Source organism: Verrucomicrobiota bacterium (assembly GCA_039192515.1).
Taxonomy (GTDB): domain Bacteria; phylum Verrucomicrobiota; class Verrucomicrobiia; order Methylacidiphilales; family JBCCWR01; genus JBCCWR01.
The window spans coordinates 39,799-51,817 of record JBCCXA010000023.1; the positions used below are offsets into that span (position 1 = coordinate 39,799).

Annotated in this window: 12 protein-coding genes; 2 read left to right on the plus strand and 10 right to left on the minus strand. The window is 41.9% G+C overall.

Annotated features, from left to right (window positions below; all coding sequences use genetic code 11):
* Positions 1-49 precede the first annotated feature (49 nt).
* From AAGA18_11025 to AAGA18_11060, 8 genes are all read right to left on the minus strand, one after another.
* Positions 50-922: a hypothetical protein gene (locus AAGA18_11025; GenBank protein MEM9445870.1), complete on the minus strand. Its 873-nt coding sequence runs from the start codon at positions 920-922 to the stop codon at positions 50-52.
* Complete coding sequence (locus AAGA18_11030) at positions 919-1,524, minus strand: MBL fold metallo-hydrolase (GenBank protein ID MEM9445871.1); 606 nt, start codon at positions 1,522-1,524, stop codon at positions 919-921. The genes AAGA18_11025 and AAGA18_11030 overlap by 4 nt, the downstream gene beginning before the upstream one ends.
* Positions 1,525-1,639: 115 nt before the next feature.
* Positions 1,640-3,181 (minus strand): bifunctional phosphoribosylaminoimidazolecarboxamide formyltransferase/IMP cyclohydrolase, encoded by a 1,542-nt coding sequence (gene purH / locus AAGA18_11035; GenBank protein MEM9445872.1) that lies wholly within the window; start codon positions 3,179-3,181, stop codon positions 1,640-1,642.
* 57 nt (positions 3,182-3,238) lie between these two features.
* On the minus strand, positions 3,239-5,167 hold the full coding sequence (locus AAGA18_11040) for a DUF5060 domain-containing protein (protein MEM9445873.1): 1,929 nt from the start codon (positions 5,165-5,167) through the stop codon (positions 3,239-3,241).
* An 83-nt stretch (positions 5,168-5,250) separates the two neighbouring features.
* Entirely contained in the window at positions 5,251-5,943 is a 693-nt protein-coding gene (locus AAGA18_11045; protein ID MEM9445874.1) for a glycosyltransferase family 2 protein, read from the minus strand.
* Positions 5,944-5,989: 46 nt separating this feature from the next.
* Positions 5,990-6,541 (minus strand): DnaJ domain-containing protein, encoded by a 552-nt coding sequence (locus AAGA18_11050; GenBank protein ID MEM9445875.1) that lies wholly within the window; start codon positions 6,539-6,541, stop codon positions 5,990-5,992.
* Positions 6,542-6,567: 26 nt separating this feature from the next.
* The gene (locus AAGA18_11055; GenBank protein MEM9445876.1) at positions 6,568-7,017 is read right to left on the minus strand and encodes a hypothetical protein; all 450 of its coding nucleotides are present in this window, start codon (positions 7,015-7,017) and stop codon (positions 6,568-6,570) included.
* Positions 7,018-7,322: 305 nt separating this feature from the next.
* The gene (locus tag AAGA18_11060; GenBank protein ID MEM9445877.1) at positions 7,323-7,763 is read right to left on the minus strand and encodes a 23S rRNA (pseudouridine(1915)-N(3))-methyltransferase RlmH; all 441 of its coding nucleotides are present in this window, start codon (positions 7,761-7,763) and stop codon (positions 7,323-7,325) included.
* Between the two features lie 485 nt (positions 7,764-8,248).
* Between AAGA18_11060 and purM the strand changes: the two genes are divergently transcribed.
* Complete coding sequence (gene purM / locus AAGA18_11065) at positions 8,249-9,292, plus strand: phosphoribosylformylglycinamidine cyclo-ligase (protein ID MEM9445878.1); 1,044 nt, start codon at positions 8,249-8,251, stop codon at positions 9,290-9,292.
* 427 nt (positions 9,293-9,719) lie between these two features.
* On the plus strand, positions 9,720-9,923 hold the full coding sequence (locus tag AAGA18_11070) for a GIY-YIG nuclease family protein (protein ID MEM9445879.1): 204 nt from the start codon (positions 9,720-9,722) through the stop codon (positions 9,921-9,923).
* A 157-nt stretch (positions 9,924-10,080) separates the two neighbouring features.
* Here the strand turns inward: AAGA18_11070 and AAGA18_11075 are convergent, their stop codons facing one another.
* On the minus strand, positions 10,081-10,941 hold the full coding sequence (locus tag AAGA18_11075) for a tetratricopeptide repeat protein (GenBank protein MEM9445880.1): 861 nt from the start codon (positions 10,939-10,941) through the stop codon (positions 10,081-10,083).
* Between the two features lie 90 nt (positions 10,942-11,031).
* A complete protein-coding gene (locus tag AAGA18_11080) occupies positions 11,032-11,514 on the minus strand; it encodes a DUF2059 domain-containing protein (GenBank protein ID MEM9445881.1) in 483 nt (160 codons plus the stop codon).
* Positions 11,515-12,019: the final 505 nt, after the last annotated feature.

A 12,019-nucleotide genomic window follows, 5' to 3' on the forward strand; every position in this document is an offset into this window, starting at 1 on the left:
AAAGTTATTACGGTTTTTTATTCTTTTGACCCCTTCGAAATAAAGGGTGTTATTCTAGCAATGACACGACTAAGAGGTCATCTACTCGTAGATTGGTGAGTTCCCAATTCTCGTGATCGATGGCTTGATAAAATAATTGCCAGCGAAGAGGTTTATTCTCTAAATAAGTGACATAGGTGAGCAGCTTGGTGTCCAGCTTAAGAGAGCGGTTATCAAAAAGTTCGTATCGACTCATTTTTCCATACTCTTTTGTGGCCACTTCTACTTGGTTGATGAAATTTTCAATCATGCGAGGTTGCTGGAGCAGGCCAGTTCCGTTCAAGAAATCATTGAAGGCCATGCGAATTTTGTCGTTTTGTAACTTGAGGAAGAATTTTTCAACCCTTAGTTGTGTAGGTCCAGGAGGAGGTATTTTTATGGGGTCTTTAGGTAAGAAGTTTCGCATATCATCGATGTCGAAATTAACGAGTTGCCAGTCGGAGTCATTGGAGGTGAATAGAAATTGCCAGCGAATATGTTTGTGGTGATGGTGGGTCAAATAGGTGACGCGAATCAAATGAGATGAATACTTTTTAACTTCAAAAATAGTATAAGTTCTCATATTCCCAAAATGCTTAAGAGAGTTTTTTGTGGTGTCAATGAGTCGATTTGAAAGCTCAAAGTCCTTTTCGAAAGGCGTTCCAGCGAAGAGCTCTCTAAAAGATCCCTCTACTATCCCATTGCTGATGCCGGTAAACAATGCCTCAAGTTTTATCTCGATAACTTCGGGCATACGGGGGGCTGCCGTAGTCTGGATACGGGGCGCAGATGGCAGAGTTGGGGGACGGGGTTGGACCTTTTGTGCTTGAAGCGGTGGAGTTAATAAGAGAAACAAACTGAGATAAAGCAAGCGCTTCCAAGACCAGTGGAGCGAGGATTTCACGAAGAGAGAATTTTATTGAGTTTACCCATGGGATTCTCGGTAAGAGGAGCACCATGCGCCATGAGTAATGTTTCGAAAGGAAACGCAAGAAGCTTTTTGAGCGATTGGATCAACTCTTGTTGGTCTGAGCAATACTTTGCAGGAAGGATATCAAATGAGGTTTCCTCTAAATTAATTAAGGCATCTCCAACAATCATCGTTTTGCTGGTTTCATGATAAAGAGCGGTTTCCCCTGGTGCACCACCTGGGAGGTAGATGGGCTTAAGCGTGTGAATTTGTTTTAAATCCTCTAGAATCACTTCTGGCATCAGAGAGAGGTCTTTGACGCTAGAGGCGCTTGCGCCGAGTGGGAGATTGTATTTGTTTTTCCAATAAGTGTTCGCCCGTTCATGATTGGAATTGGTGAGTATGATGAGTGCCGGAGGTCCGGCCTTTAATAATTCCTCCTCGCAATCTGCTGAAGGTTCTATAGGATCAATAAGAATGAGCTTTTTATCCCGAATAAGTGCGTATGAGTAGACTTCCGTTTTGCAGCTAGGGTCATAAGTGGACCAAACAAAAAAGTACTTGTTTAGATAGGAGAAGGTGACTTCCTTTAGCATGTTCCAATTATCCGCTTTTTTTGGAAGAGTAAAATCTTAAAAGTAAATAATTCGGGTTAAACTTAATCCCTTTCAAAACCAACCTGACTATCGAGGCCCTTCATGGTTGATGTCATCAATGCCGGAAATGCCGCTTTCCTGTGAAAATCATGGCCATATTTGCTTTATTGGCAGCTTCAATGACTTGTTCATCACGCAGACTACCTCCAGGTTGGATGGCGGCTGTTGCTCCAGCCTCGGCTGCTGCCTCAATACCATCCGGGAAAGGGAAAAAGGCGTCGGAGGCAATACAACTTCCTGCTAAACTTAGTTTGGCTTCGCCCGCTTTCCAAACAGCAATTCTGGATGAATCGACTCGCGACATTTGGCCTGCGCCAATGCCTAAGGTTTGTTTTGCGTTGGTGTATACAATAGCATTCGACTTGACGTGTTTTACAATGTGCCAGCCAAAAGTTAAGCCCCTCATCTCTTCTTCATTGGGCTGGCGTTTGGTGACGACCTTCCAACTTGCGGGAGAATCGGATTGATCATCGCTTTCTTGAGTCAGTAGCCCACCCAGAACCGTCTTCATATCGTAGCGGTTGGCTTCTCCAGGATAGTGATTTTCGATGAGACGCAGATTCTTTTTCTTTTGTAGGAGTGTAAGGGCTTCTTCAGTAAAGCTTGGGGCAATGATCACTTCACTGAAGATATCTGAAATGCTTTCTGCTACCCCTATATCAGCCTGAGTGTTCATGACGATAATTCCGCCAAAGGGAGCTTGTTGATCCGTGGAAAAGGCAAGTTCCCAAGCGGATTTGAGGTTGTCAGCTGTTCCTACTCCACAAGGATTGGTATGTTTTAAGATGGCTAAAGTAGGCGCATGCCCGTCAAATTCACGGATCAGAGAGACTGCCGCTGAGATATCGATGATATTATTATAAGAAAGTTCTTTGCCGTGTAATTGTTTGAAATGCTCATGGAATGGACCATAAAGTGCCGCCTTTTGGAAAGGGTTTTCTCCATAGCGGAGTGGTTGGGCAAGTCGTTGAATAGTGCCACAAGTCTCTTGAAGAACAGGATTTTCCTCCTCATAACGTTGTGTGAGATAGCGTGAGATTACGCCGTCATAGTGTGCAGTGTGGCGGTAGACTTTGGCAGCTAGCTTTTGGCGTGTGGTGAGCGAAGTTTCCCCATTTGTTTCTAATTCTTCAATAACTCCAGAGTAGTCAGCGGGATCTACTAACACCGTGACAAAAGCATGATTTTTAGCTGCGCTACGCAGCATAGAAGGTCCTCCTATATCAATATTTTCAATGGCATGTTCTAATGGACAATCTGGCTTGCTAATCGCTTGCTCAAAGGGGTAGAGATTTACAATCACTAAGTCAATAGCAGCAATGTCATGCTCGGCTGCCTCGGAAAGGTGTTTGGAATCATTACGCAGATGCAGAAGACCGCCATGAACTTTGGGATGAAGTGTTTTGACTCGTCCATCCATCATTTCAGGAAATCCGGTGTAATCAGATATTTCAGTAACAGGTAATCCAGCTTCTTGAATAGCCCGAGCAGTGCCTCCTGTAGAGATGAGCTGCACTTGATGATCAACAAGGAACTGAGCGAGTTTAACAATGCCTGATTTATCTGAAACGGAGAGAAGGGCTTTCTTGATTTTCATGAAGCCAAGAAAATAGCGAGAGAAATCCTAGGTGTGAAGAGGAAAACATCTAGGAGCTCAGCTATTAGGTGCTTTACGAATAAGAATAGCCCAGTCCTGGTCCAGAGAGTCGGGTGGGTTGCCAAGAAGTCGTTTATCACCACCTTCAATGGATGGGACTGATCCTTCGAGAAGTGAGCCTCCGTTTCGGGGATCAAACCATTTGACATCATATGTCCCTTGGCAACCACTCAAGTCTAGACTAGTGGTGCCCCCTTCTTTGAGATAGATGACATAGTTGTCATCAGGTTTTGCAAGACACCAGCTTTTTGCGTTGCTGCTTAGACTATCCTGATTACGCATATCTTGGAAGGGGATCTGGTTATCTTTGAAAAAAGTCAGCAGGTATCGGCAATAGTCCCAAAACCGATCACGACTTCGAAAGTCCTGACAACTTAGGTCTGAGTGAGCGGCTTGGTAGCCAAAATAAAACTCTACTCCAGCGCCTCCAGCCATAATCGTTCCCCACAAGGCGTTTTTGCGGCCGTCTGTATGTGAATGGGCTTTATCGGCATCCGGTCGTAAAGCTAGCTTGGCATCGCCGGGTTCATCGCAAGCGACTACCCAAGGTTTACCAGATGCGGCAGATTGATTTACCCACTTTTTGACGTCCCTAAAAACCATGGAAAAGTTAGGCTTGTTAGTCTGTAGTGAAGCCCCTGTAAATTTGGAAGCGTCACCTACTAAAGCAGGGTAAATTTTATTTTTTTGGTTGGGGTAAGTGTGTAGGACTAGATGGTGATGGTAAGGATCAGTCTCATAAAAATACTGAGCATAACCCTTCACGCGAGTTTGTTGGAGGTCTTTATCTTTTTTCCAGATATCATTCTCCTCTCCTAGATTCCAGTTTAATGCAAGGTGGTGGCTAAAGCGGGCGATCAATTCTCGGTAATACAGCTTCCTAATGACAACCAATTCGCCGTTATCCATCAGCTCATCATTTTCAGTTTCCTGAGTTTTGAAGTGTAAATACATGCCCTTTTTATCCGCGTAGGAAAATATTTGTTCCCATTGGTCTAGCTTGGAAACATCGAAGCGGTCGTGGTGAATCCCATCTGTAGTATTTTCCCATCGTTTGTTATCTTCAATATTTTCGTAGTCCTGCACAGTTTTACGTAATAGGTGAGGGAATACATTGTCATCGTCCCCGTCAATATTGAACGTGAGGAATGAAAAAACATTCAAACCTTCACTCGCCAGATAATGAATTGCACCTAATAGCTCTGTGCCTTTGCCATCAGCCCATGTATAATTTAAGGCTTCAGCTTCTACATAGTCTTTCTGATGGGCGGTCCAACTTTTTCGATATTTCTTATTATTGGTCAGAGTATCTGGAGTGTCATCAAAATCTTCATACGCTAAAAGATTCTCCGGTGCATCTGCTCCTGCTTTTAAGAAATACTCGTTATTTCCTGCAAAGCGTAAGTGATGTTTATTCACATACTGGAGGCGTCCTTTAGCCCGGTGATCACGTCCTGATTTATCAGTCTCAGAGATCTCAAATGTTCCGTCTATGCCATGATAAGGTATCACTTCCTCTCCGGAGGATAAGTCATCATGAATGGCTATATTGGGGCCAGTATGAAAGCTAATCTTATAATCCCATTGACCGATTTCATCTGGAGATAAATGAGCTCTCCAGATGTCTCCACTAACTGCGGAAGTATGGGCGGCGTTGCCATCGGCAGCGAAATATCCGGGAACTTTATAGGTTAGGCCTGTTTTTGGATGTTTGAAAGTAACAAGCATACGATAGTCCAGAAAGGGGTTAGGAGTGGCCGTTTCACTGCTATCAGGTCCCCGCAAGGAGAGAGTGATTTTATGCCATCGTTTGAGTTCTCCGTCTATCTGAGCTTTCTTATCGGCAATCGAGCTGGAGCCGTAAATAAGGAAACCGATTGCCAGTGATCCTATAGTGAATAAAACAATCAGTTTAAGATGAGCCATTGGAGTATTTCTTTCGTCATTCAGTTATGGACTGTTACCTTGTTTATTGCAAATGTTGGAGATGCGCTCTGCTCATGCTTTCTTTAGGTATCGAGCAGGTTATATTGTAGAATACAACGCAGGGCACTAAAGCCGTCTCGCCAATTAATTTTTTTCCCCTCAGCAAAGGTTCTACCATGATAGGATATAGCGACTTCGTAGATTTTTAGATTCTTTTTCGCCACCTTAGCAGTGATTTCTGGTTCTATTCCGAATCGATTTTCTTTTAAGGGAATAGATTGGATAATTTCTTTTCGGAAAGCTTTAAAGCATGTTTCCATATCAGTTAGATTGATATTGGTGAGTGCGTTAGATAGTAGTGTTAACATAGTGTTGCCGACAAAATGCCAAAAATAGAGCACACGGTGTGGGCCTCCACCTAAAAAACGAGAGCCGAAAACGACGTCGGCCTTATTTTCGATGATTGGTGCTAGCAGCACAGGGTACTCTCTGGGATCATATTCCAAGTCAGCATCTTGGAAGATGACGATATCCTTGGTGGCATGTGCAATTCCCGTCTGCAGCGCAGCACCCTTTCCTTTGTTGTATCTGTGGCGGTGACAAGAGATTTTAGGGTGCTTTTCTTTTAAAGTTTGAATCTTATGCCATGTATCGTCAGTTGAGAAATCATCTACAATAATCAATTCATCTACGGAAGCTTGATCTACCACCGTATGAACAATTTTTTCAATGGTCTTTTCCTCATTGTAAACCGGCATGACTATGGAGACAGACAACATGCAATTAGTTTCACGTTAAGTGGCAGGGTAGCCAAGTATTTAATTAATCTCTCGTATAAAAATACAGAAAGGCCATCAATGATCCGAAAATAAATAAAATACTACCAATGGCTCGGGTTAAGATAGAGGCCTCAGCAATCGCTTGGTGTATTTCAGAAAAGACTTGCCAGATGTATCCGATTAAAAGAAATGCAAAAGTCAGTAGTAAGAATAACCCTATTCCAAAAGCAGCCAATTTAATCTTACTACCGCGGATGTTGTGCCATAGGCTTTTTAATTTGTCTAGCTCTTCTAAAACATCTACTGCCTTGGCTTGCTCTTGATGGACTTGCTCCATCTTAGCAGTTCGGAACTGTTCCAATTCTTTCTCAAACAGGTACTGAGAGCGCTCAGCATCGTATTTTTCTCTTAGTTGGCAATCACTAAGCACTTCATAGGCTTCATTGATTTCTTTGAATGCCACATCCGCTGATTCTACTTCCTGATTAGCTCTGGTGTCAGGATGGTAGAGTCTCGCTAGTTCGCGAAAGGACTTCTTAATTTCTGAGGGACTGGCATCTCCGGAGACTTTTAAAATGTCATAATAATTTTTCACTCTTAGCCTCGAAGTTTAATCATTAGTTAAGATTTTTTCTTAAGTTTGATAGTTTGTTCAATCAATGGAATATCAGCAATGTCCTTGGGGCGTTGGATATGCTTTTTGCTTTTTAAGATTCGTTCTAAAGGAACGACCGGTATGAACATGTCTTGCCACTTTACTTTTTGGGCTCTTTTGAACTCTGTCGCGAATGAGTTCAGACCATCAATATGAAATAGAAAATTAACAAGAGAATCGTCCGATAGTGCAACAACTGTCTTTGCTAACGGCTTTCTTCCAAGTTCCTTGCAGAGCATGTATAGTTTAAGGTACTGGCGTTTGGGTAAATCAATCCAGATGTTTGTATCTAAGGTCGTTGCTGGAACACCTTGAAGCACTGCTGCTGACATACCAGCTATTTGAAACCGTATTTTTTTCTCTCTGAATATCTGTACAAGTTGTGCGAGCGGAGGAAGTTTTCGTGCATTTTCCATCTTTGATCAGGTGTTGCGCCTAAGCTACGAGCAAACAGAATGGCTTACTCTTCACTCAAATTTTTTTCCTGAAGAAATAGCTTTCTAAGCTGCTGTTCACTCTTTCTTCTTGATGTCATAGATTATATTAGCATTTCAAAGTGTTAGGGATAATGATCTAAATGGGCTCTCTCTAAATCCTCTGTGATCCCAGGAATCCCAACCCTGTCATCCTCGGACTTGATCCGGGGATCCATTGCTACTATCTATCTTGCTGAAATCTCTGCGCACTCTGTTACTCAGAGGTTAATACTACTGGTGTCTGCCTATTCCCTATGGTAGGGCGTACCGGTGGAAATGGTCTCAACGCGGTAAAGTTGCTCAAGAAGGACTAGGAGTGCTAATTCGTGTTGTAATGTCATAGGACTTAGGGCCCAGAGCCAGTCACTTTCTTTTCTTAATTCAGAATGATGGCCGTCAGCCCCACCTATCAGAATCGAGATGCGGGACACGCCGTTTAATTGCCATTGAGTAAACCGCTTATGAATATCAGTCGTTTTAAGACATTCGCCCCGTTCATCTAAGCTTACACGGAAAGTGCCCTCTGATGCCTTGAGCAGGGCGGCACTTTCTTTATCAGAAGTCGTCTTTTTAAGATACTGAATGGAACACTTGCTGTAGCGAGATAGTCGCTTTTGGTATTCAGAAATGCCACTTTGTGCATATGCCAATGAGGGTTTTCCGATGCAAGATATCAAGTAGTCCATCCTTGTACAAATACCAGGAAATGAAAGGGGTCACCACCAAAAGCACGAATGAGACGAAAAGAATTGTTTCATTAAACCCGGATGATGCAATAGACTGCGTAAAAGATACGTAAGAGCTTGAGTCGAAGGGAGTAGAGAGGAGATGAAGAGCTATCAAAAGGTGATACCTCCAATCGGCATTATGCTCCATGCGGCCAAGAACTTGTCTAGACTTTCCTGATTCTATGGCATCATTCGAGTTAAACCGCTGATGAACTCTAATAAACACGAAATGTGACAGTAAGCGCCAGAACAGTCAATTTCTCCTAAAGTATAGTTTACTATTTCTTTGGTGTTTATTCGTGTGTTTTGTGGTTACTAATAAATTCTCTAATTCTCTGCGCATCTCAGCGATCTCCTGTTCAAAAATCTTCTCTTTTCTGTATGGAAAAGACCTTGTCAGCGAACGGTACCCATCTAACCTGTTGCTCTAACTTTCAAAATTTATGCCACCGAAGAAACAAGCCGTTAAGAAGAAAGCATACGCTGCTGCTGGTGTTGATGTAGACCTTGGTAATAAGGTTAAAAAGAACATTGCTCGTAAAATTAAGGGAACCATGAGACCTGAAGTGCTCAGTAAAATCGGTGGTTTTGGAGGGCTCTTCGATGGACGGTTTAAAAGTTTTAAGCATCCAGTTTTGGTGTCCAGTATTGATGGCGTGGGCACCAAACTCAAAGTGGCTTCCATGATGAATAGTCACCATACCATTGGTGAGGATTTGGTAAACCACTGCATCAATGACATTGCCGTAATCGGTGCGGAACCTCTTTTCTTCCTGGACTATTTTGGAACTGGTGAACTGGATACAAGCATTTTTGCGGATATAATCGCAGGGCTGACCCGGGCTTGTAAAAAAGCAAACTGTGCTCTCATTGGTGGGGAAACAGCTCAAATGCCCGGACTTTATCATGGGACGGATTATGACCTTGTAGGAACCATTGTTGGGGTAGTTGATAAAGCAAAAGTCATTGACGGATCGAAGATCAAACCTGGTGATAAACTCATAGGCTTTTCTTCATCTGGGCTACATACCAATGGCTATTCACTGGCTCGGAAAATCCTTTTTCATCAACTTCGTATGACCCTAGATGAGCCGGTCCCGGGCGCTAAGCGGACACTGGGAGAAGAGCTTCTTCGAACTCATATCAACTACCAACCTTTGCTGAAAAAGCTAAGTGCTAAGGTTACTTTCAAAGGCTTATCTCATATTACTGGCGGAGGCTTTCTCGATAATATCCCTCGTATACTTCCAACGGGGACCGCCGTTGAAATACAAATAGGCTCCTGGCCACAACTCCCTATCTTCAATCTTCTGCAAGGAACCAATTTGGTAAATCAGGATGAAATTTACCAAGTCTTCAATATGGGCATAGGTATGGTGGCTATCGTTAGCGCTAAAGATGCTGAGGCTCTTCTCAATGAAACCAATTGTTATGCCATGGGCGAAGTGGTCAAAGGCAGGCAGCAAGTCAAAATGGTATCAGAGTAAGATTTTGACGCAGAGAGGCAGAGAGGCTAGTGATCGCGTTGGGTAAGAGGAACCACAGATTTTCACAGATGATAGCGTTAAATCAATTTTAGCGTTGATTAGTGGTTAAAACTCCTAGTTCTCGATGTTATCCTCGGGCTTCTAAAGAATCATCGCCGGACTGTGTTAAATCATGACCCTTCGACTTTCTAAAATCGTCATCCTCCGACTTCTAACCCTGTCATCCTACGACCTCCAACCCTGTCATCCTACGACCTCCAACCCTGTCATCCTACGACCTCCAACCCTGTCATCCTACGACTTGATCGGGGGAGCCACTCCATTAGACTATAACAAATTGATGGAGAAAACCTTTTATGTCTATATAATGGCCAACCAGAGAAAAGGCACTCTATACATAGGAATGACATCGAATCTGTTGCAATGAATTTGGCAGCATAAAAATCACGAGGTGCCTGGGTTTACTGATAGATATAATGTGGACCAACTAGTCTATTATGAGTTGCACCAAAATGCAGAAACAGCCATTAGGAGGGAAAAACGCCTGAAGCTTTGGCGAAGACAATGGAAAATAGAGCTCATCGAAAAAGATAACCCCGATTGGCAAGATTTATACGCTAAGATTATTTAGCAATAGATCCTATGATCAAGTTATAGGATGACGGGAGAGGAGGCTCAACTCCTCAGCTAAATCTGTGGTTCGTTAATGATCCTATAGATCTTATGATCCTGTCCAAGACCTCCTACTCCTTAGCGTCTATTTGCGTTCATTAGTGTTTATAAAAAACCTACTCTTCTTCCTTTTCCTCTTCAGTTCCCAATAATCCTTCCATTCCACCCAGGTTGAGAGACTCGAGTTCCTTCTTTTTCTCTTCAGCATCGTTTTCTCTTGTGAGAACAGTTTCCTGAGCTTCCTTGGTTTCAGGAGATGTCAGTAGATCTTTGGCTTTTAGTTTTTCTTCGGCAATCCAGCCGAGCTCGACAAAGGCGTCAGCCATGGTATTATGAGTCTTTCTTGGGTAAATTCTCGCCGCAGAATCCAAGTATTCTTTGCCTTTGCTAGGATCTCCATTTTTATACTCCTGTGCTGCATGAGCATAGTAGTAGAGTGAGCTATTGGGACTGGGAGTAACCCCTTTCAGCGCTTGTTCCACGTAAGAGCTATTACCATTCATAAGGTGACAAAGGAACAGCTTGAGTTCCACAATATCACTAAACTGACCTGCCACCGGAGAAGTGCGAAACTTTTGAAAGTAGTTGATTGCTTGGTCATATTCACCCATAAGAAAATAACATTCTCCAATGTTGAATGCGGTTAGTAACTCCTTTGTTCTATCAAGGGATATAACCTTTTCGTAAGCTTCAAGTGCCTTGCCATAATTCTCAGGATCCTCTTTGCCTAAGCGGAGGTAGGTGGAACCTAATAAATCATAGGCATCTATAACTTCGGGCTCTATAGATATAGCCTGATCTGCTAATGCTGCAGTCTTTTCGTAATCCTTAATATCGAACGCCTCTTGAGCTTCTTTTAGCAAATTGATGTACTCCTCGGAAATTTTTTGTTTAGCATGAGCACAAGGCAGAAAGTGTTGCTGAAATAGCCAAAATAGCACTAATGCTATCAGGCTTTTTCTTGTTATAGTTTTCATATTATTCTAATAAGAAATGACTTCTATCGATGGTAATTATTGAGTTAAAGCTATCGGAAATTTATAAAAAATTTAGATAGAAGAAAGAGTTTATTTTTGTTTTTTATTTTCCATGTTTTCGATCATTTTTCTTAAGCTTGGATTGTTTTCGGCTGCTTTTTCTAGTCGGTTCTTGAGAAAGCTGTTGGACATATTCATTTCCCATTTGTTAGCGACCTCATTAAGCTTAAGGGAAATGCTTTGACGCTCTAAAGCAAGTTTTTGACCTGCTTCGCTCTCATAGAAAATTATAATAGATTTAAGCTCGCTGCTGGTAAAGCTTTTATCAAAAATTGGGGCTAGCTCTTGAGTTAGTGAGTTTAGAGAAAATTGCTCTTTAAGATTCTTGAGTTCATCCACTTCAGGTTTGTAATCATCTAATCTCTGGAATGATTTTTCCCATTGTTTTCTCAGAGTGTATTCTAGTCCAGACGCTTTAAAATATTTGTTTATTAAATCTAATTTATCTACATTTATCTTATCATATCCATCTTGGGCTTTTATCTCTAAGAAACTGGTAGAAGCTACTACCATGCATAGTATAATAATCCTCATTTCCACAAACAGATATCCGCTCTCAATAAAAAATCCAAGTTAATTTTAGCGTGTGTATCAAGAGTAGCACATGGTAACCATACCTTAAGGATTTTTAGTTTTTGGTCTCATAAGTGTAATAAAGTATAAACACGATTTTATAAATTAGTCATGTTATATAAGCATTTATACCCAAATTGACTGCAGCACTGATAAATATTTGCATTCAAAATTCAAAATAATCAAGATTTGAAGGCCATATGGCTAGCCAGTATTTTACTTTGTCTAGAGGCAAGTCTTATTTAGTAGCAGTAATTATAAATAAGCTTGTTATTTCAAAAAAGAAACATATGTTTGGGCAAGTGAAATTGATCGATCGAAATGAAACAACTAACCTAGGAGTTCATATTAGATATGAAGTTAAGTAAAGCAATCACTGTTGCAGTTGCTGCGCTTGGGCTAATGTCCTCAATCGCATCTGCTACGGTAGTAGGTTATAACAAGG